At 37.1% G+C, this 21137-nt stretch carries 19 protein-coding genes; all 19 read right to left on the minus strand.

What is annotated here, in order from left to right:
• Window positions 1-3: 3 nt before the first annotated feature.
• On the minus strand, window positions 4-1173 hold the full coding sequence (locus C7437_RS06555) for a PDZ domain-containing protein (protein WP_111438814.1): 1170 nt from the start codon (window positions 1171-1173) through the stop codon (window positions 4-6).
• A gap of 81 nt (window positions 1174-1254) precedes the next feature.
• A complete protein-coding gene (locus C7437_RS06560; protein WP_111438815.1) occupies window positions 1255-2676 on the minus strand; it encodes a S41 family peptidase in 1422 nt (473 codons plus the stop codon).
• A gap of 70 nt (window positions 2677-2746) precedes the next feature.
• A complete protein-coding gene (locus C7437_RS06565) occupies window positions 2747-3325 on the minus strand; it encodes a peroxiredoxin family protein (RefSeq protein WP_111438816.1) in 579 nt (192 codons plus the stop codon).
• Window positions 3326-3821: 496 nt separating this feature from the next.
• Entirely contained in the window at window positions 3822-5231 is a 1410-nt protein-coding gene (locus C7437_RS06570) for a murein hydrolase activator EnvC family protein (protein ID WP_111438817.1), read from the minus strand.
• A 28-nt stretch (window positions 5232-5259) separates the two neighbouring features.
• A complete protein-coding gene (gene ftsX / locus C7437_RS06575; protein ID WP_111438818.1) occupies window positions 5260-6147 on the minus strand; it encodes a permease-like cell division protein FtsX in 888 nt (295 codons plus the stop codon).
• Window positions 6137-6823, minus strand: a complete 687-nt coding sequence (gene ftsE / locus C7437_RS06580; protein WP_111438819.1) for a cell division ATP-binding protein FtsE — start codon at window positions 6821-6823, stop codon at window positions 6137-6139. Before ftsE ends, ftsX begins: the two co-directional genes overlap by 11 nt.
• A 278-nt stretch (window positions 6824-7101) precedes the next feature.
• Complete coding sequence (gene cccB / locus C7437_RS06585; RefSeq protein WP_111438820.1) at window positions 7102-7449, minus strand: cytochrome c551; 348 nt, start codon at window positions 7447-7449, stop codon at window positions 7102-7104.
• A gap of 50 nt (window positions 7450-7499) precedes the next feature.
• Window positions 7500-8369 carry a YitT family protein gene (locus C7437_RS06590; RefSeq protein ID WP_111438821.1) on the minus strand — a complete coding sequence of 290 codons (870 nt, stop codon included), beginning with the start codon at window positions 8367-8369 and terminating at the stop codon, window positions 7500-7502.
• 213 nt (window positions 8370-8582) lie between these two features.
• A protein-coding gene (prfB, locus tag C7437_RS06595) for a peptide chain release factor 2 (RefSeq protein ID WP_111439014.1) occupies window positions 8583-9684 on the minus strand; the annotation gives its coding sequence in 2 pieces (ribosomal slippage) (window positions 8583-9611 and window positions 9613-9684; 1101 coding nt in all).
• A gap of 96 nt (window positions 9685-9780) precedes the next feature.
• Window positions 9781-12294, minus strand: coding sequence for a preprotein translocase subunit SecA (secA, locus tag C7437_RS06600; RefSeq protein ID WP_111438822.1), 2514 nt, complete (start codon window positions 12292-12294; stop codon window positions 9781-9783).
• A 182-nt stretch (window positions 12295-12476) separates the two neighbouring features.
• On the minus strand, window positions 12477-13034 hold the full coding sequence (hpf, locus tag C7437_RS06605) for a ribosome hibernation-promoting factor, HPF/YfiA family (protein WP_111438823.1): 558 nt from the start codon (window positions 13032-13034) through the stop codon (window positions 12477-12479).
• A 111-nt stretch (window positions 13035-13145) separates the two neighbouring features.
• A complete protein-coding gene (locus tag C7437_RS06610) occupies window positions 13146-13526 on the minus strand; it encodes a PilZ domain-containing protein (RefSeq protein WP_111438824.1) in 381 nt (126 codons plus the stop codon).
• 81 nt (window positions 13527-13607) lie between these two features.
• Window positions 13608-13769 (minus strand): hypothetical protein, encoded by a 162-nt coding sequence (locus tag C7437_RS16935; protein WP_170122329.1) that lies wholly within the window; start codon window positions 13767-13769, stop codon window positions 13608-13610.
• Window positions 13770-14072: 303 nt separating this feature from the next.
• Complete coding sequence (locus C7437_RS06620; protein ID WP_111438826.1) at window positions 14073-14918, minus strand: VOC family protein; 846 nt, start codon at window positions 14916-14918, stop codon at window positions 14073-14075.
• 488 nt (window positions 14919-15406) lie between these two features.
• Window positions 15407-15988: a 3-isopropylmalate dehydratase small subunit gene (leuD, locus tag C7437_RS06630; RefSeq protein ID WP_111438828.1), complete on the minus strand. Its 582-nt coding sequence runs from the start codon at window positions 15986-15988 to the stop codon at window positions 15407-15409.
• A 12-nt stretch (window positions 15989-16000) separates the two neighbouring features.
• Window positions 16001-17410, minus strand: a complete 1410-nt coding sequence (gene leuC / locus C7437_RS06635) for a 3-isopropylmalate dehydratase large subunit (protein WP_111438829.1) — start codon at window positions 17408-17410, stop codon at window positions 16001-16003.
• A gap of 20 nt (window positions 17411-17430) precedes the next feature.
• Complete coding sequence (leuB, locus tag C7437_RS06640) at window positions 17431-18531, minus strand: 3-isopropylmalate dehydrogenase (RefSeq protein ID WP_111438830.1); 1101 nt, start codon at window positions 18529-18531, stop codon at window positions 17431-17433.
• Between the two features lie 22 nt (window positions 18532-18553).
• On the minus strand, window positions 18554-20092 hold the full coding sequence (locus tag C7437_RS06645) for a 2-isopropylmalate synthase (protein WP_111438831.1): 1539 nt from the start codon (window positions 20090-20092) through the stop codon (window positions 18554-18556).
• A complete protein-coding gene (gene ilvC, locus C7437_RS06650; protein WP_111438832.1) occupies window positions 20079-21116 on the minus strand; it encodes a ketol-acid reductoisomerase in 1038 nt (345 codons plus the stop codon). Before ilvC ends, C7437_RS06645 begins: the two co-directional genes overlap by 14 nt.
• Between the last annotated feature and the right edge of the window lie 21 nt (window positions 21117-21137).

The following is a 21137-nucleotide window of genomic DNA, read 5'->3' on the forward strand; positions in this document are numbered from 1 at the left end:
CTCCTATCTGACCATTAACAAACCTAAACGATAATGATCATGTCTAAACAAAATATGTTGTCGTAACCGGAGTTCTCCATTATAATCTTGTACTTCTAAACGGCAATGTGCAGCATTTATTTGAATAGCTTCATACAACTCTTTTTCTGTTGTCACTTGTTGACCATTTACTTTTACAATACGTTCTCCGATACGAAGACCCATTTTTTCTGCAGGGGAGTTCGCTAATACACCAGCAATCATAACTCCATTCGATTGAGGTGAAATAGCATAGACACCCTGTGATTCTTTTTTATACGCAACAAACGAAATAACAACTCTAGCTATAACACCTAGACCAATTGCAATTACGCTGATTAGCGGCATGACATACCCGATCACTGCAACTATTGTTATAACAATACCCAACTGCAAAACTTGTTTTCCATGCGCAGGGAAGAAATGTTCCGCTAAACTTCTTCTAGCTTTCTGCTGGAACCCAATAACAAATGGGAATAAAATCAAGGAAAATGATGACTCTCCTAAAGTAAATTGTGGCCAATATGGAATATATGTAGAAATCACATCACCTGGTATAACTAATAATATAGGCAATAACCATAATCGTTTCGCCGTATATTCTACAGCTTCTACACCCCTAGAAGTCTTCACTAATGCAGGGGATGCATTATCTGCTCCATACTTTTGAATCAATATTCCTTCCACAATTAATAGGAAGCCTGCCAAAATTGCTATTGGTACAATCGCTTCATCCATTATATCCATACCGATTAGGTCATACGAAAAAATGGAAAATGACCAATCATACACAGACATTCCATATATAATCGCTGTTCCTAGAGCAATTGCATATATAGAGGATCCAGCTTGATACACAAATAGTAAAATAAACAATACTAAACAAGCACTATAAACAAGTAACCACGACACAGGAATAACTAATCCGACTACAATACTAATCACAGAAACTATTATTGCCCATGCATAACCATCTAATAGGAGATGCTTTGCTTCTGAACCTCCCCACAAAATTCTTGTACGGAAATGTCTTCGTTCTCTTTTGACCCGAAAATAACCTAATAACACAGAGAAAAGAAGCGCAATATATACTACTGGATGAAGGAAAAACCGTCCGATTCCTTTTACCAATTCGATTAAAATTTCTTCTATCATACGCACCCTCCTCACTTGCTTGTATCCTTCCTTTTATTGTAACAAACGAGGAGGGCTTTGCGTATAGGATTTTTGGGTTAATTACTTTTTCATATTATGTTGTAAATAACTAAGTCCCATTAATAGCTGCTTATCATTTTCTTTTCTAGCTTTATAATCTGTCACCGTTTTAGATAATGACTGAAATAATTCATTATTTATTCCAGTTCCCTTATTTAAACTATTTTCTTTTCGATAACCTTCAATTGCTTCTAATGTGTCTTCTCCAAAATATCCATCCTTGCGAATAATATTATATCCGAGTGTAGATAGAACTTGCTGGACATATTGAATCTCTTCCCCGTAATCACCTACTTGAAATTCCCCTTGCTGGAACTTCACATCCATTGTAAACAACTCATCCTGTTCTACTTCCAGTCCCGCACTAATTCCTTTGCCATGAATCCATTCTTGCTTTGGTGTGAGCCACTTATGTGTAGAGATTTTTAACTTTCCTCCGTTAGAAAGAGGATGTGTTTCTTGTACTGTACCCTTACCAAAGCTTTTTTCTCCAATAATCATTGCACGTTTATGATCTCTTAATGCACCAGCTAAAACCTCACTTGCAGAAGCACTTCCCCCATTTTGTAATAAAACCGTTGGGATTTTATTTAAATACGGATTTTTTTGCTCTGTTTTGAGCATTTCTAAAACACCTTTTGAATCTTGCATATAAGCAAAAGTGGACCCATTTTCTAATAACGTCCCTACAATAGATGAAACGCTAAATAAATAACCACCTGGATTTCCTCGCACATCCACAAGCAATCCATCGATTCCTCGATCCATTAAAGACTTCGTTTGTTTTTCCCATTCTTCTGCTGTTTTTTCACCAAACAGAGAAATCGTGACAATACCTACAGAAAAATCATCTAATGTGTATACTTCACTTGTCACGGTATGCTGTGCAATCAACGCTCGTTTCATATGTAACTCGACATGTCGATCTTCACTGCTCCGAAATACAGTTAAATTTACATTAGTTCCCTTTTCTCCACTAAGCAATTGCACAAGGTCTCGCATTGATTTCCCGTCTAATTTTTCTCCATTTACTCGAACAATTTCATCTAATGGTTTTAGTCCTGCTTTAAATGCTGGTGAATCTTTTATAGGAGCAACTACGATGAACTTACCAGTAGAACTCATAATCTCTGCTCCAATACCTACCCGTTCTTCTGCCAGCGAAGATTCCTGAGCAATTGCTTCCTCTTCTGTTAAATACGTACTATGTGGATCCTCGAGTGCCTCTGCCATACCTTCAATAGCACCCTCCACTATCAATTTATCACTCTTTGAAAATACCGCTTGTTTTTTAATAATCTGAAAAGCTTCATCAATTACTTTACTATCACTAACACTTCCACTTGACTGTTCTTTTCCCACTGTTTTTCCAAGCGAAACATATAAAACTCCCAATAAAATAACAAGTAATAATGCGTATAAAAAAATCCGACTTTTGCGCAAGTTAACCCTCCTGTTTTTCTTCAATATATGTGAAGAAAGAAGAGTTTAATACTCGCACAAAAATCAGATATTAATTGAGATTACTTACATACTCGGTAATCATTTGCTCATCCAATGGTCCAACGATTTTATTTTGAATCGTTCCTGTTGTATCGATCATATAAGTTGTCGGAATGGTAATAGCTTGATAGGTTTTCCCAACATTACCTTCTTCATCTAATGGAATTGGAAAACTTAATGCATAGTCTTTTTGAAAAGCTTCTACTTTATCAATCCCGGAATCTGAACTTGTTAAATTGACAGCTAAAATTTCTACATTTTCTTGTTCTGCCATGTCTTCATAATAATTTTGCAAATGGGGCATTTCTGCTTTACACGGTGGACACCAAGTAGCCCAAAAGTTGAGAATTACTTTTTTCCCTTTGTAATCAGCTAAAGTGACTTCTTTTCCATCCAATGTTTTTAAAGTGAACCCTGGAGCAGGATCGCCTTTTCCAGTCCCTTTATTTGCAGGATTTAAAGCTAAATCAGTGCCCATTTGTTCTGCATCGGAAAGTCCAGTTGCTTCATCCACATTGTCTTTCACAAATGAAAAAGTAGCTATCCCGACTAAACATGCAATAACGAATAACCCAATTATTTTCTTCACATTTTTTCCCCCGTACTTCTCATAATGCTCTTATTATATGACGAATAACAATAGAAATACTAATAATAAGTGCTAGGGACAAAAGCGTAAGTGCTATGAGTTCCACACTAAGCATCTCCAGTTCCACGCAAATCATCTCGAGTTCCACACAAATCATCTCAAGTTCCACACAAGCCTCTCAGTTACACACAAAGCATCTCCAGTTCCACACAAGCCTCTCAGTTCCACACAAAGCATCTCAAGTTACACACAAATCCTCTCGAGTTCCACACAAAGCCTCTAAGTTACACAATCCCCTATAAAAATACAATTAAAAGCTGCGAAGAATTTTTCCGCAGCTTTTTACTGTATATTATCATAATTTCTAAAAAGAGAAATGCCCGAGAAAGCGACGCTAGTAGCTTTCTCAGGCATTTTATTTCTTATTAAATAACCAATGTATAAGGCTTACATACTATCCAGAGCGTTCCTCAATGAATAGTATGCAAATTAGCTATTAAAGACTAATATATCGTAATGGATTTACTGAGTTTTTGTCCATACCTTGCCAGTTTCCTATGTGAATTTCGAAATGTAAATGTGGACCAGTAGAATTACCAGTTGTTCCGATTGCTCCGATTTGCTGACCTTTTGAAACAGATTGACCAACACTTACGCTGATTCTGCTCAAATGTGCATACAATGAAGTAATCGTTTGTCCATCAATCGAGTGTGTTACCATTACTACGTTTCCATATGTACTAAAAGGACCCGCGTATGAAACTATACCATCAGCTGCTGAAACTGCAGGTGTACCAGTACTATTTGCAATATCTATTCCGTAATGTGTTTTACGTACACCTGAAATAGGATGAATTCTTGTTCCATAACTAGATGTAAATGTCCCAGAGGCAGGTTTCGTCCAAGATCCCGAAGAAACTACTGGGGCTGCTGTATAAGTATTAGACTCACTTGACGATTGCTGACTTTGACTTTGACTTTGACTCTGACTCTGACTCTGACTTTGACTCTGGCTCTGACTTTTTGCAGCTGCTTGACGTTGACTTTCTGCATCCGCTTGACGCTGACGTTCTGCCGCTTCTTGACGTTTCTTCTCTTCCGCTGCTTTTCTTGCTATTTCTGCAATACGTACTTGTTCTGCAGTAATTTTATTTTGAACGTCTTGACTCACATTTAATACTTCGTCTAAGTGTCCCTCTAATCCTTCTTTTTGTTCGTTCAATTTACTTTGCTCTACTTCTAATTGATCAATTAACGTATTTTTAGAGTTCTTTTGTGCATCTAATGAAGCTTTCAATTCAACTAATTGTGCTTTTCTAGCTTCTTGTTCTTTTAGTTTTTTCTCTACACTAGCTCGCTGTTCTTCTAAAGCAAGCTTATCATTCGCTTGTTCTTCTAATATACTACGGTCTGCTTCCATCAATGTATTGACAGCTGAAAAACGGTCAATAAAATCTACAAAACTATTTGCTCCTAGTAAAACATCAATATAACTAACAGACCCACCACTCACCTGAACTGCACGAATTCGCTCTTTTAAAAGTGCATCGCGTTCCTCAATTTTGATTACCAATGCATCAATAGAAGCACGAAGTTTTTCAATTTCAGTAGTAGTTAACTCTATTTGACTTAATACCTCAGCAACTTTTGCTTCCGTATCTAAAATTTTTGTATCTAGCATTTTAATTTGAGCCATTATTTGATCAACTTTTGAGCTATTTAAATTTATTTTACCTTCTGTTTCTTGAATGTTTGAATTAAGCGTTTCTTGCTTTTTTTCTAATTGCTGTTGTTGATTTTTTAAATCACTTAATGTATCTGCAAATGCACTTGGACCTGTCACTAAAAGTGCTCCAGTTGTTGCAATCGCCATTATCTTTAGGGCCCATTTAGAATTCTTCTTCAACTTTTTCTTGCTCCTCTCAAACTATCTCTTAAACTTTCAAGAATTTACGAACGGACATAAAGCTACCCCATATACCAATGAATACAGCCATTAAAAGGATTAAGGCATTCACTTGGTAAATAAATGGTGAAAATTCAAGGAGTTCAAATAATTTTCCCTGTTCTAACTTCGGTGATAGCATATGATAAATTTTATAATATAGGAATGTTACGAGTGTAATCGGAATTATTGCACCTAGTATTCCAAGCCAAATACCTTCTAAAACAAATGGAATACGGATAAACCAATTTGTCGCACCAACTAATTTCATAATTTCAATATCTCGTCGTCTAGCAACAATCGTAATTCGAATTGTATTGGAAATTAAGAACATTGCCGTAAATAACAATGCAATAATTAGCACTAATCCAACATTCCTACTAGTATTCAAGAAAGAAAATAGTTTTTCTATTTTCCCTTTTCCATACTTCACTTCAAACGTATTGTCTAACTCATCGATCGCTAATGCTACCGCTTCTGTTTCTTGTGGATTTACTGCTTTCGCGTAAAATACATTATGTAATGGATTTTCCTGTTCAAATAAACGTAGGTCTTCTCCAAAATCCATGACTAAATCATTTAGTTCCTCTTCTTTTGGAGAATAAAGAATTTCTGCAACACCACTAATATTAGTTATTTCTTCTTCTAAGGTAGCACGTGCTGCTTCATCTGCTGTTAACTCTACCATTACCTTTATTTCAACATCTTTTTCTAAATCATCGGCTACTTTGCTTAAGTTCATCATAATTACGACAAACACACCAACAAGTAACAATGTGACAGTTACTGCACTAACCGATGCAAAAGTCATCCAGCCATTTCGACCAATACTCTTAAAACTTTCTCTAAAATGACGCCCTAATGTTCTAGCCTTCATAACCGTAATCTCCTCTTGCATCATCTCGAGTGATTAAGCCACCCTCAATTGCAATCACTCGATGTTTAATCGTATTTACAATTTCTCTATTGTGCGTTGCCATAATAATTGTTGTGCCTCGAGCATTAATTTCTTCAAAAATATTCATAATTTCCCATGATGTTTCAGGATCTAAGTTTCCTGTAGGTTCATCTGCAATTACTAGTTTAGGAGTATTCACAATTGAACGAGCAATCGACACACGTTGTTGCTCTCCACCCGAAAGTTCTGTCGGGAACATTCTTGCTTTATGTTTTAACCCTACTAATTCTAAAACTTCCATAACTCTTGTGCGTATCACACTAGGAGCCTCTTCTATCACCTCTAAAGCATATGCTACATTTTCATAGACATTTAACTTTGGTAATAGTTTAAAATCTTGAAAAACTACGCCGATTTGCCTTCTTAAATAAGGAACTCTGCTCGCTTTTAATTTTGCTAAGTTCGTTCCATTGATGATTATTTCACCTGAAGTGGGACGCTCTTCTCGATACATCATTTTTATGAATGTTGATTTACCTGCTCCACTTGGTCCTACTACATAAAGAAACTCACCTTGCTCTATTTCTACATTAATACCATTCGCTGCAACAATACCATTTGGATATTTTTTGTAAACATTTATCATCTCTATCATTTATAAACCACCTAATTTTGCATTTAAAAAAATACGACATGCCTATTATACCACCTGACAGCAATTCTAATGTTACAGTTTCATTTCAATTTCAACATATTTCTTAATCACTTTTGCTAATTAGCATGGATAAATAGTTTATGATAGGTCTAATCACGCATATACTTATTACCCATTTACCTTATTCGATACATATCCACGATTTCTCTCTAATTAATTCAAAAAAAATCTGTTACTCAAAATGAGCAACAGATTTTCTTATATTGTATAAAAAATAATTATTTTTTTTCAGATAACCATAGTGCTACTGCTTTTGCATCTTCACCAGAGATAATTCCACCAGGCATTGCTCCACGACCTTTTTCAATAACAGTTAAAATTTCTTCTTCTGACAAACGAGCTCCTACGTCTTTTAGTGCAGGGAAGCTACCTTGTCCTTCTAAATTGGTACCATGACAACTAATACAACTTTGGCCTACGATTTTTTCAGCATCAACAGAAGCAGTTTCAGTTGTTTCTGCTGGCTCAGTTTTAGTAGTATCTGTTTCCTTTGCACTATCGTCTCCACCACAAGCGGCTAGCATTAAAGCAGATCCAAATAGTACAGCTAATAATTTTTTATTCATGCCATTATCTCCCTCAATTATAATTGAATTACATACTAATTATACCAAACTTAATACTTTTTGAAACCTTCCCCTAAAACTTCATGGGCATCCGATACTATAACAAAAGCACTAGGATCAATCATTTTCACAAAGTGTTTCAACTTTGTGAACTCTCTTTGATGCACAACAACCATTAAAATCGGACGTTCTTCTTCTGTATAGCCTCCAATCGCAGGTATTTTTGTTACACCACGATCGATTTCTTTATATATAGTATCTCTCATTTCTTCTTGTTTATTCGTGAAGATATACACCATTTTCGATTGGCTGAATCCGAGCTGTATAATATCTATTGTTTTCGTTGTGACAAACAAACTGATTAAAGCAAATAACGCTTTTTCAATATCAAAAACCAGTGCAGCACTAAACACGATTAATCCATCGATCATTAAAACACTAGTGCCAAGTGAAAAACCTGTGTATTTTGTAATGATTTGTGCAGCAAGATCTGTTCCTCCAGTTGAAGCACCACCGCGAAATACAATTCCTAAACCAAGTCCGACTGAAATCCCTCCGAATATTGCACCAAGTAATGGATCCATTGTCCAAGGTTCAACGTTCGACGTTGCCAAAACAACTGCAGGAAGTGTGAGTGTGCCGACAAAAGATTTCAACCCAAACTGACTGCCAAGAAAAATGATACCAGCTATAAATAAGGGAATATTAAATGCGTACTGAACAATCCCAGGCTGCCACCCAAAAACGGATTGTAAAAGTGTACTAATACCGCTAACACCACCAGATGCGATTTGGTTTGGTAGTAGAAATACATTAAAGGCAATCGCAATTATTGCTGCTCCAATTATGACATATACATAATCTCTTCCTTTTTCGATATAGGAAGGAAGAGCTTTACTTGTAGTTTGTTTTCTTTTCATTCATCTATCCTCTTTCAACCTTTTTTCTAATCTGCAATTAGTATAACAATTTGGATACTTTTTGGGAACTTCAATAGTGTGGCGCGGTAAAGGGATGAATTGGACGTTTGTAATATTTTCACTTCCAAGTAAACGAACAACACAGCTACAGTACAATACTTAGACACAAAAAAACCAATGCTAGATAAACATAACATTGGTTTTTGAAATTATTTATTCAATTCTTGAGCGTAAATAAGCATGAATAAATGGATCGATATCTCCATCCACAACTCCATTTACATTTCCGCTTTCTTCCCCAGTTCGGTGGTCTTTCACCATCGAATATGGGTGGAATACGTAAGAACGGATTTGACTTCCCCAGCCGATCTCTTTTTGCTCTCCACGAATTTCTAGTAATTGCGCTTCTTTTTCTTCTATTTTCAATTGATACAATTTAGATTTCAATAATTTCATCGCTTGTTCACGGTTTTTAATCTGTGAACGTTCTGATTGACATGTAACAACACTATTTGTTGGTAAATGCGTAATACGAACCGCTGAATCGGTCGTATTAATATGCTGACCACCAGCCCCTGTTGCACGATACGTATCAATTTTCAAATCTTCTGTACGAATTTCAATTTCAATCTCATCTGTAAACTCTGGCATAACCTCACACGATACGAATGACGTATGGCGACGACCTGCCGAATCGAATGGTGAGATACGAACTAAACGATGGACACCTTTTTCAGCTTTTAAATATCCATATGCATTATGCCCTTTAATAAGAAGTGTTACTGATTTAATACCAGCTTCATCCCCTGGTAAATAGTCGAGTGTTTCCACTTTAAACCCACGTTTATCTGCCCAGCGTTGGTACATACGTAATAGTATAGAACCCCAGTCTTGTGATTCTGTACCACCAGCACCTGGGTGTAATTCTAAAATTGCATTACGCTTATCATATTCTTCACTTAATAACATTTGCAATTCAAAGTCCGCAAGTTTAGATGTATACTCTTTTAGTTCGGAACCAAGTTCTTCTTGTAATTCTTCGTCTGGTTCTTCTTTGATCAATTCTAACGTCATTTCTAAGTTTTCTTGAATATCTACAAGATCATTATATTCTTCAACAATTGCTTTTAAAGCATTTAACTCACTAATTACTTTTTGTGCATTTTGCGAGTCGTCCCAAAAATCAGGAAAAGTCATCGTTTCTTCTAATTCTTGCATAAGTGCCTCTTTGTTTTCTAAGTCAAAGAGACCCCCTGAAGTCGACCAATTTTTTCGCTGTTCTATCTAATTCATTTCGTACCGCTGCAATTTCCATCATTATATTTGTTCCTCCGAGTTTTATAAATTCTATTTAGTTATAGTTAACTTACTGAGTATCTGTCTAGCGCAAAGCTAGGAGCTTCCGCTTTTGTTATTGCACTGCTCCGTGGCAGTTTTTATATTTTTTCCCGCTTCCGCATGGACATAAGTTATTACGACCTACAGCTGCTTCTTTACGTACTGGTTGTTTCTTCACAGCTTCTCCATCTTCTTTCGGATTGACTGCTTGACCTTTTGCCACTTCTTCACGCTCTAAATTATTGCGTATTTCTGCTTTCATCGCATATTTAGCAACATCTTCTTGAACGGATTGCACCATTTCTTCAAACATAGCAAATCCTTCGTTTTGGTATTCTCGAAGTGGATCTGATTGTCCATATGCACGAAGGTGAATCCCTTGGCGAAGTTGGTCCATTGCATCAATATGATCGATCCATTTGGAGTCAATCGAACGTAGCAATACAACTTTTTCAAATTCACGCATGCGTTCTGGAGTCATGCTTTCTTCTTTTTCATTATATAAGCGAATTACTTCTTCTTTAATCTTTTCAACGATTTCTTCAGAACTTGTTAATCCCTCAAAAGATAGATTTTTCGCACTACCTTCAGGCAATAAGTTTGCATGAATGTAGTCTTCTATACTTTTTAGATTCCATTCCGCATTATTAACTGCACTTGTATGAGAAGCAACTAAACGCTCAATTGTTTCAAATAACATTGTTTCTACGAGAGCACGCATATTTTCTGTTTCTAATACTTCTAAACGTTCTTTGTAAATAATTTCACGTTGTTGGCGCAATACATCATCATATTGTAACAAACGTTTACGTGCATCGAAGTTATTTCCTTCCACACGTTTTTGTGCAGATTCTACTGCTCGTGATACCATTTTAGATTGAATTGGTTGAGAATCTTCCATTCCCATCTTCGTCATCATGGCACGCATATTATCTGAACCAAAACGGCGCATCAAATCATCTTCCATGGATAGATAGAACTGTGTAACCCCTGGATCTCCTTGACGACCTGCACGTCCACGTAACTGGTTATCGATACGTCTAGATTCATGACGCTCTGTACCAATAACCGCAAGTCCACCAACCTCTACAACACCTTCACCAAGTTTAATATCTGTACCACGTCCTGCCATGTTTGTGGCAATCGTAACAGATCCAAGATGTCCAGCAGTGGCAATTATTTCTGCTTCATGCTCATGGTTTTTCGCATTTAATACATTGTGCTTAATCCCATGTTTTGATAGAGCCTTGGAAATAATTTCAGAAGTTTCAATCGCAACTGTACCAATTAAAACGGGCTGACCTTTTTTATTTTTTTCAGCTATATCGTTAGCGACTGCTTCGAATTTTCCGTTCATAGAAGCGTATATCAAGTCTGCACGATCATCTCGTTTAATCGGACGATTAGTTGGAATCGCAATAACATTCATATTATAAATATTACGGAATTCTTCTTCTTCTGTTTTCGCTGTACCAGTCATACCTGATAATTTATCGTACATACGGAAGAAGTTTTGGAATGTAATTGTTGCCATTGTCATGGATTCATTTTGTATTTCTAATCCTTCTTTTGCTTCGATTGCTTGATGTAATCCATCGCTGTAACGACGACCTTTCATCAAACGACCAGTGAACGAATCAACAATTACTACTTCTCCGTCTTGCACGACGTAATCTACATCTATAAGCATCGAAACATGTGCCTTTAATGATTGATTTACTGCGTGATTCAAGCGAACATGTGTTAAATCAAATAAGTTTTCAATTCCGAAAGCTTTTTCTACTTTCTCAACGCCAGCATCTGTTAACGTTACACCTTTTGTCGACTCATCATATGTGAAATCCGTATCTTTTGTTAAAACACGTACAAAAGCGTTCGCTTGTTTATAAAGCAGTGCAGCTTTTGCCGCTTGCCCTGAGATGATTAATGGAGTTCTCGCTTCATCGACTAAAATAGAATCGACTTCATCGATTACAGCATAATAAAGAGGACGTTGTACTTTATCTTCCTTATATAGCACCATATTATCTCGTAAATAATCAAATCCAAGTTCATTATTTGTGGAATACGTAATATCCGATGCATAAGCTGCGCGTTTTTCATCTTTTGATAAAGAATTTAAATTTAAGCCAACAGTTAGACCTAGAAACTCATATAATTTTGCCATTTCAGCTGCATCACGACTTGCCAAATATTCATTGACTGTTACAACATGAGCACCTTGAGCTGGTATTGCATTTAAATAAATAGACAAAGTAGAGGTAAGTGTTTTACCTTCCCCTGTTTTCATCTCCGCAATATTCCCTTCATGAAGAGCAGCTGCTCCCATAATTTGAACGCGGAAAGGATACATGTCAAGCACACGCTTTGCCGCTTCACGTATAACAGCAAATGCTTCTGGTAATAAATTAGTTAAAGTTTCCCCTTTTGCAAAACGTGTACGAAATTCTTCTGTTTTATCTCTTAATTGACTATCACTTTTAGCGTCCATTTCACTTGCGAAATTTTCTACTTGATCGGCAATTTTTTCTAATCGTTTTATCTCACGTTTATTTAAATCGAACACCTTATTTAGTACACCAAGCATATATTTTCACTTCCCATTTAGACTTACTCTACATTTTACCACCCTAAACAAACCCATGCAAATTAGAATTACTAGTGGAAGCGCCTATTTTCCCCTCGTGGAGCGTACACGCTATTGGGGATGTATTGATTATATAAAAAACTCTCCTCAATAGTGTCTGAGGAGAGTTTGGGGGAAACAAATTAGTTTGTTTCGATTAAACCATATTTACCATCTTTACGCTTGTAAACGATATGAGTACCATTAGAATCTGCATCTGTGAAGATAAAGAAATTATGGCCAAGCATATTCATTTGTAGTACAGCTTCTTCTTGATCCATTGGTTTAAGATCAAATTGTTTTGTACGTACGATATTATATTCTTCTTCCTCAGTATTAGTAGCTGAAGAATCATTAGTCTCGACTTGTGCAAAGAAAGTAGCAATCCCTTCGCGTTCACGGAATTTACGATTTACTTTTGTTTTATGTTTACGAATTTGACGTTCTAACTTATCAACGATTAAATCTACTGCAGCATACATATCAGTATGACGCTCTTCTGCACGCAATGTTAAGTTTTTCATCGGAATTGTAACTTCCACTTTAGTTTGACGATCATTATACACTTTTAAATTGACATTGGCAGTTGCTTGCATTTCTTCGTTAAAGTACCGATCAACTTTCTCGATTTTCCCCTCAACGTACTCTCGAATTGCAGGAGTCACCTCTATATTTTCTCCTCGAATGTTAAAGTTCAACATGTAAACTCCTCCTTTAATAATAACTCTATTAGTATATTTCTACACAGCCGTTGAATTATCCTTCTTTTTTCAAATAAAAATTTTAATAATTGTCGGATTTTGTTGTATTATTTACTTTTTCTTTTCTACTTCCTTATGACGTCTCGCTTTTAGTTCTTCGGTTATTAATTTTTCGCTTTCATGATCTCCCATTAACCTTATGCCATATTCAAATGCATCATTTTTTCTTTTAGTCCAAACAAACTCACCAATTATTTGGATTGGAGATTCATCTAATACAAATTGTATTTCTACTTGTTTCAACTGATCAATTGAAATTTGAAATTGCGTATATATTCGTAATCCATTTGGACTAATATCTATAATTTTACAATTACCTTTTTTGGACATCTCCATTTCAGAAGTAGCAGTGGCATTTTTTATTAATCGAAAGGTAGCATCACAAGGCTCACCGAATGTATATCTAAAATATTCGTTACGTTTATAAAGCATGCTAATTACCCCATCCCTACATCTTTTACATCTACTCCTATTATGCCGAATAAAATATGAATTATCAATCAACTTGGTAGATTAACCTTTTGTTATACAGTAAAACGAGAAGTTGACTGCTGCAAATCCTTTTCCATGTATGCCAGAACGAGCTGCTTCAATACTTTCATCAGCTAATTCTACCGCAATCGTTGCTTGATTATTTAAGGAAGTTGCTTTTTCAGTCATTTCACCAAACGTCATAGAAAATTCTTCTAAGAAAGTGCGTATGCCTATGGTTGCTTCTTTTTGAGCTAGCATATTTTTAGATACTTAACATTAAATTTACAACACTGTAATAATAGAATTCAGAACTTGTAAAAAGGAAGTATTTTATCGAGGGTGAATTTAAATTTAGTGATGCTGTCGAAAGAGCGCGGATTGCAGAATAAGCTATGGTTCGACATTGGTTTTGTTGTGATGAATATTGTCGAATCGGAAAATAGAGTGGAATTTTATAGATAAAAAATAGCCTCCTTGTGATGAAGGAGGCACTAATTGGATTGCTTATTTTACGATCATTTTGATTTTATTTTGCGATGGATCTTTTGTAGTGAAGATACCGTCTTCTTGAATTACTTCGACTTCGATTGCTTTTAATTGATCAATTGCAGCATTTAACTCTTCAGTGCTTGGGAAGACTAAAGTGAATGCTTTCAGTCCAACTACGTTTTCCGCAGGTGCTAATGCGCCCACTCCGTTCCAAGTGTTTAAGCCAACATGATGATGGTATTTTCCAGAAGCCATGAATAATGCACCTGGGTATGGAGTAACGACTTGCAATCCTAAAGCGTTGAAAAATTTCTCCGTTTCTACTAATTCTTTTACGGATAAATGGATATGCCCCATAACTGTGCCTTCTGGTAAGCCATTCCATTGTGTGTTTGCGCCTGCTTCTAAGATACTTTGTGCATCAATTTGCAGTGTATCCATTCCTACGTAACCGTCTTTCCAAGTCCACTCTGTATCTGGACGGTCGCTGTAAATTTCAATGCCGTTACCATCTGGATCATTTAAGTAAAGTGCTTCGCTCACCAAGTGATCTCCTGCTCCGATGCGGATGTTCGTTTCAGCAAAGTGTCTCAATACAGCACCTAAATCTTCACGAGTAGGAAGTAATAGTGCAAAGTGGTACAAGCCTGTTGTTTTTTGATGTGTCGGGATGATGTCTGTTGGTTGTTCGATTGATAGTAATGCTGTTTGTCCATCTGCAGTTAATAGAGCTTTCGTTGCTGTTTTTTCAAGCACTTTAAATCCTACAACTTCTTGGTAAAAAGTTAGTGAGTTTTCTAAGTTTGTTACTTTTAATTCTACTAGTTCTACGAATGTGTATGGTTTGTTATGAAATTTCATTTTATATTCCCCCGTTTTTTATATTAGTTACTTATAGTAAGTTATTATATTTTAGTTACTTAGTAAAGTCAAGTATCTTATTCTGAAGTAATGTTGTTGCGGTATGTAGATGCGCAAAATGAGTGTGCAAATTCGCAAGATCACTGGGCCATTTCGCAAGGTCGTGGCTCATATGCGCAAGATTCAATGGTTTATTCGCAAGGTCAAACCCGTTTCTCGCAAGATTGGCCATTTCGCAAGGTCGTGGCTCGTTTGCGCAAGATTTAATGCTTTATTCGCAAGTTCAAACGCGGTTTGCGCAAGTTCGCTTGGTTTATTCGCAAGGTCAAACCCGTTTCTCGCAAGATCGGCCTTTTGCGCAAGGTCGACACTCGTTTGCGCAAGATCCACCGCTTTATTCGCAAGTTCAGGCCCTGTACTCTCTAAGTTACCCATTTACATATGAAAAAACCACTAGCCGCGTTCGACTAGTGGTTTTTGACATTATATTATAGTGCTTTTTGGCGTTGTTCGTAAGCTGTGATTTGTTCGTCGTATTGGAATGTTAGGGAAATTTCGTCCCATCCGTTTAGAAGCATTTGTTTTTGGTAAGGATCGATGTCGAATGAGTATACGACGCCGTCTTCACCTGTAACTGTTTGTGCCTCTAAGTTTACGGCTACATCATAGCTGTCTTTGCTAAGTAATGATTCTACTTCATCGACTGAAAGTGTAATAGGAAGAATCCCATTTTTCATGCAGTTGTTGTAGAAAATATCTGCATAACTTGGTGCGATGACTACACGGAAACCATAGTCTAGGATTGCCCAAGGTGCGTGCTCACGGGATGATCCACAACCGAAGTTATCATGTGCTACTAAAATAGTAGAGTCTTTATAGCGTTCGTCGTTTAATACGAAGTCTTTAATCGGCTCATCATTTGCATCGAATCTCCAGTGATAGAATAGGTACTTTCCGAATCCTGTACGCTCAATTCTTTTTAGGAATTCTTTTGAAATGATTTGGTCGGTATCGACGTTTTTTTGGTTTAATGGTGTTACTACACTTGTTATTTCATTAATAGGCTCCACAGGTTTTCCTCCTTACGCATTCACTACTTGAAATTTGCGAATATCGACAATATGTCCTTCAATTGCTGCTGCTGCTGCCATTGCTGGGCTCATTAAATGAGTTCTTGCTCCTGTACCTTGACGGCCTTCGAAGTTACGATTCGAAGTCGATGCACAGTGTTCGCCAGCTGGTACAACATCTTCGTTCATTGCTAGGCACATACTGCATCCAGATTCGCGCCATTCAAATCCTGCATTAAGGAAAATCTTGTCGATGCCTTCTTGTTCTGCTTGTTTTTTCACCGTTTGTGATCCTGGAACGACAATTGCCGTTACATTAGCATGTACTTTTTTACCTTCTATAACTTTTGCTGCTGTTTTTAAATCGCTTAAACGAGCATTTGTACAAGATCCGATAAATACATTGCTAATTTGGATGTCTTCTAAAGGCATTCCTTGCTCAAGACCCATGTAAGCTAATGCTTTTTCATGCGCTTGTTGATCACTAGTTTCTGTGAAATCAGTTGTATAAGGAATGTTATTAGAAACACCTGAACCCATAGAAGGATTCGTTCCCCAAGTTACAAATGGTTCAATTTCATCTGCAGAAATTTCTACTGTTTTATCGTAAACTGCGCCTTCGTCTGATGCTAAAGCTTTCCAACGAGCTGCTTCTTTTTCAAAAGCTTCTCCAGATGGAACATGCTTACGGCCTCTTAGGAATTCAACAGTTGTTTCATCTGGGCTGATCAAGCCGGCACGAGCTCCCGCTTCAATGGACATATTACAAATTGTCATACGTTCTTCCATCGTCAAATCACGGATTGCTTCTCCAGTGTACTCCACGATATAGCCAGTACCCATATCAATACCAAACTTCGCAATAATAGCTAGAATGATATCTTTTGCAGCAACGCCGTAGCCAAGCTTCCCGTTCACTTTGATTTCCATCGTTTTAGGTTTAGCTTGCCATAGTGTTTGCGTAGAAAGAACATGTTCCACTTCACTTGTTCCAATACCAAATGCGATTGCACCAAACGCACCGTGTGTAGATGTGTGACTATCCCCACACACGATTGTTTTACCAGGTTGTGTTAGTCCAAGTTCAGGTCCGATAATATGCACGATCCCTTGGTCTGGGTGATCCATATTGGCAAGCGGAACACCAAACTCTTCACAGTTTTCTTGAAGTGTACTGATTTGTTTACGTGCAATGACGTCTTTAATCTGTTCTCTGTTACGAGTAGGCACATTATGATCCATCGTTGCGAAACAAAGATCTGGACGACGAACTTTACGGTTGTTTAGTCGTAACCCTTCAAAAGCTTGCGGAGATGTCACTTCATGTAGCAAATGAAGATCGATATAGAGAAGGTCTGGTTTACCCTCTTCCTCATATACTACGTGTTGTTCCCAAATTTTCTCAATAATCGTTTTTGCCATGTTAGTTCCTCTCCTTTTGGTTAGACATAAGTAAACATAATGCTATCGGATACAAATTCTGAATCTAATTCTTCTAGTACTTTAGCAGTCCATTCTGTTGTAGAAAGAGCTGGTTTGCCTTTTGTTTGTAAATCACTTGTGAAATGACCATCATTTAATACACTGAATACTGCTCCTTCTATTGCTGAAGCTTCTGTTTCCATTTGGAAAGCATCACGAAGCATCATAGCTACTGAAAGAATGGCTGCTGCTGGATTTGCTATGTTTTTACCTGCAATATCTGGTGCTGAACCATGGATTGGTTCGTATAAACCGAAACCGTCTCCGCGAGTACTCGATGATGGTAACATCCCTAGAGATCCAGTAATAACAGATGCTTCATCACTTAAAATATCACCAAACATATTTTCCGTGACAATTACATCAAATGCAGATGGTTTTGTTATTAATTTCATCGCTGTAGAGTCAACTAGCATATGTTCCACTTCAACATCTGGATATCCTACTTTTTTCTCTTCTACAATTTGACGCCAAAGCTTACTAGTATCTAGTACATTTGCTTTATCTACTGAAGCAAGTTTCCCTCTACGACTTCTTGCAAGTAAGAAAGCTGTATCGACAATACGTTCGATTTCTTCACGCGTATAGACAAGTGAATCTAGCGCATAATCATTTGTTTTCTTACGTGGTTCAGCGAAGTATAGACCTCCTGTTAATTCACGAACGATTACTAAATCAACTTCTTGTGCAATTTCCTTTTTAAGAGGTGAAGCATCCAGTAGAGCTGGAATTGCTTTTATGGGGCGAATGTTTGCGAAAAGACCTAATTGCTTACGAATAGCAAGCAATCCTTTTTCCGGGCGCAAATGAGATGGATTTTGATCCCATTTTGGCCCGCCAACAGCACCTAGAAGAACCGCATCACTTTGGGTACATAATTCAACCGTTTCCTCTGGAAGTGGGTTTTCACAAGCATCAATTGCTGCTCCACCAATAAGGGCATATTGCAGGTTGAATATATGATTGTAGCGCTTGGCAATTGTTTGAAGCACCTTAACCGCTGCTTCTGTTACTTCTGGACCGATGCCATCTCCTGGTAATACCGTTATCGTTTTTTCCATCTCATTCACTCCCGTTTAATATTTACTTAACTGTTACTTGTTTTTTAAAATGTGCGTCCATTAATTGACGGTTAATCGCATTTAAATAGGCTCTTGCGGATGCTTTTAAGACATCTTGAGAAGCATTACGTCCTGACGATTCAACATCGTTATAACTTAAGTTAACAACTGCTTCTCCAAGTGCGTCGCGTCCTCTTGATACAGAAGAAACACGATAATCTAAAATGCGAACTTCGCCTTTTACTAGCTTTTCAAGCGTATTGAAAATCGCTTCAACCGAACCAGCACCATTACTAGTTTCTACTTCACTTTCACCAGATGGTGTTTTTACAGTGATTGTAGCTGATGGAACATTATCTTCATACTGAATTTCTAATTGTTCTAATTCATACACTTCTACGTCAGAACTATTTACTTGCTGTTCTGTCAATAAAACAAAAAGATCATCATCGGTAATTTCTTTTTTACGATCTGCAAGCTTTTTGAATTCAACAAATGCAGATTTTAACTTATCATCGCTTAATTGGAAGCCCATCTCGATTGCACGATTTGCAAAAGCATGTCGGCCAGAATGTTTCCCAAGCACAAGCTCAGTAGTAGCATCTCCAATAAGTTCTGGTGTAATAATTTCATACGTTTCTGGATTTTTAAGCATGCCATCTTGATGAATACCAGATTCATGAGCAAATGCATTTTTTCCAACGATTGCTTTATTATTTTGAACGACAAAGCCAGTAAGTTTACTAACTAATTGACTAGAACGTTTCGTTTCTTTTAATACAATTCCAGTTTCCGCTTGGTAGAAATCTTTGCGGATATGAAGTGCTACTGCTATTTCTTCTAATGCAACATTTCCAGCACGTTCCCCAATACCGTTGATCGTACCTTCAATTTGTGATGCACCATTTTCAATTGCAGCAAGTGTATTGGCAGTTGCTAAGCCTAAATCATCATGGCAATGTGCAGAAAGTTTAACTTTCTCAATACCATTCACATTTTCACTGATAAATTTGAATAACGCTCCGTATTCTTTCGGTGTCGCATATCCAACTGTATCTGGGATATTAATTGTAGTAGCACCAGCTTTAATCACTTCTGTAATGATACGAACTAAAAAGTCTTTATCCGAACGAGATGCATCTTCTGCAGACCATTGTACTAATGGGAAATGTTTTCTTGCTAATTTCACCGATTCAACAGCTGTTTCGATTACTTGCTCTTCCGTCATTTTCAACTTATATTGCATATGAATAGGTGAAGTGGCGATAAACGTATGAAGATGAGGTTGTACCCCACCTTTTAACGCTTCCCAAGAAGTTAGGATATCACTCTCAAGTGCTCTTGCTAAACCAGTAACAATTGAATTTCTTACTGTATCTGCAATTTGCTTCACAGCATCGAAATCCCCAGGGGACGAAGCAGGAAATCCTGCTTCAATTATAGTAACTCCATACTTTTCAAGCTGACGAGCTATTTCTAGCTTTTCTTGTGTATTTAAGTTTATCCCTGCAGATTGTTCGCCGTCACGCAGTGTTGTGTCAAAAATATCAATTTTGCGCACTATTGACCACTTCTTTCTTGACCTGTTTTTTCCCTTCATTTATGAATGGCATCATAGCGCGAAGTTTAGCACCAACTTCTTCGATTTGATGTTCAGATTCTGCCTTTTTGATAGCGTTGTATTTTGGACGATCTGTTTCGTTTTCTTTGATCCATTCTCTTGCAAATGTACCATCTTGGATGTCAGTTAATACGTCTTTCATACGATCTTTAACAGAAGCGTCGATGATACGTGGTCCTGAAACGAAATCTCCCCACTCAGCTGTATCTGAGATAGAAGAACGCATTGTAGCCATTCCTCCTTCGTACATTAGGTCAACGATTAATTTTAATTCGTGTAATGTTTCAAAGTAAGCAAGTTCTGGTTGGTATCCAGCTTCTACTAAAGTTTCGAAACCAGCTTTTACGATTGCAGTTGTACTACCACAAAGTACTGCTTGTTCTCCGAATAAATCTGTTTCAGTTTCTTCTTTGAATGTTGTTTCAAGAACACCAGCACGAGTTGCTCCAATACCTTTTGCATAAGCTAATGCTAATTCTTTAGCGTTACCAGTTGCATCTTGATATACTGCGAATAAACCTGGTACTCCAGCGCCTGCTTCGTAAGTTCTACGTACTAAATGTCCAGGACCTTTAGGTGCTACTAAGAATACATCTACGTCTGCTGGTGGTTTGATTTGGTCGAAATGAACGTTAAATCCGTGAGCAAATACTAATGTTTTCCCTGCTTTTAATGCTGGTTGAATTTCTGCATCATATACTGCTTTTTGTCTTTCATCTGGTAATAAGATCATGATTAAGTCAGCTTTTTCAGCAGCTTCTTTTACTGTAAGTACTTCTAATCCATCTGCTGTTGCTTGATCAAATGATTTACCTGGGCGAATACCTACGATTACGTTAAATCCTGAATCTTTTAAGTTTAGCGCGTGTGCGTGACCTTGTGATCCGTACCCGATGATTGCGATTGTTTTACCATCTTTCAAAATTCCTTCGTTGATATCTGCGTCATAATACATTTTAGCCATTATTATTTCCTCCTCGAATTT

The sequence above is a fragment of the Psychrobacillus insolitus genome, assembly GCF_003254155.1.
In the GTDB taxonomy this organism is placed as follows: Bacteria; Bacillota; Bacilli; order Bacillales_A; family Planococcaceae; genus Psychrobacillus; species Psychrobacillus insolitus.

Coding starts and splice junctions, on each gene's coding strand:
- leuB (WP_111438830.1), bottom strand. CDS start 18,531: ATGGAAAAAACGATAACGGTATTACCAGGAGATGGCATCGGTCCAGAA.
- C7437_RS06620 (WP_111438826.1), bottom strand. CDS start 14,918: ATGAAATTTCATAACAAACCATACACATTCGTAGAACTAGTAGAATTA.
- C7437_RS06555 (WP_111438814.1), bottom strand. CDS start 1,173: ATGATAGAAGAAATTTTAATCGAATTGGTAAAAGGAATCGGACGGTTT.
- C7437_RS06610 (WP_111438824.1), bottom strand. CDS start 13,526: ATGCTTTATAAACGTAACGAATATTTTAGATATACATTCGGTGAGCCT.
- leuC (WP_111438829.1), bottom strand. CDS start 17,410: ATGGCAAAAACGATTATTGAGAAAATTTGGGAACAACACGTAGTATAT.
- C7437_RS16935 (WP_170122329.1), bottom strand. CDS start 13,769: ATGACGTTTGGTGAAATGACTGAAAAAGCAACTTCCTTAAATAATCAA.
- hpf (WP_111438823.1), bottom strand. CDS start 13,034: ATGTTGAACTTTAACATTCGAGGAGAAAATATAGAGGTGACTCCTGCA.
- secA (WP_111438822.1), bottom strand. CDS start 12,294: ATGCTTGGTGTACTAAATAAGGTGTTCGATTTAAATAAACGTGAGATA.
- ftsX (WP_111438818.1), bottom strand. CDS start 6,147: ATGAAGGCTAGAACATTAGGGCGTCATTTTAGAGAAAGTTTTAAGAGT.
- ilvC (WP_111438832.1), bottom strand. CDS start 21,116: ATGGCTAAAATGTATTATGACGCAGATATCAACGAAGGAATTTTGAAA.
- cccB (WP_111438820.1), bottom strand. CDS start 7,449: ATGAATAAAAAATTATTAGCTGTACTATTTGGATCTGCTTTAATGCTA.
- ftsE (WP_111438819.1), bottom strand. CDS start 6,823: ATGATAGAGATGATAAATGTTTACAAAAAATATCCAAATGGTATTGTT.
- C7437_RS06590 (WP_111438821.1), bottom strand. CDS start 8,369: ATGAAAAGAAAACAAACTACAAGTAAAGCTCTTCCTTCCTATATCGAA.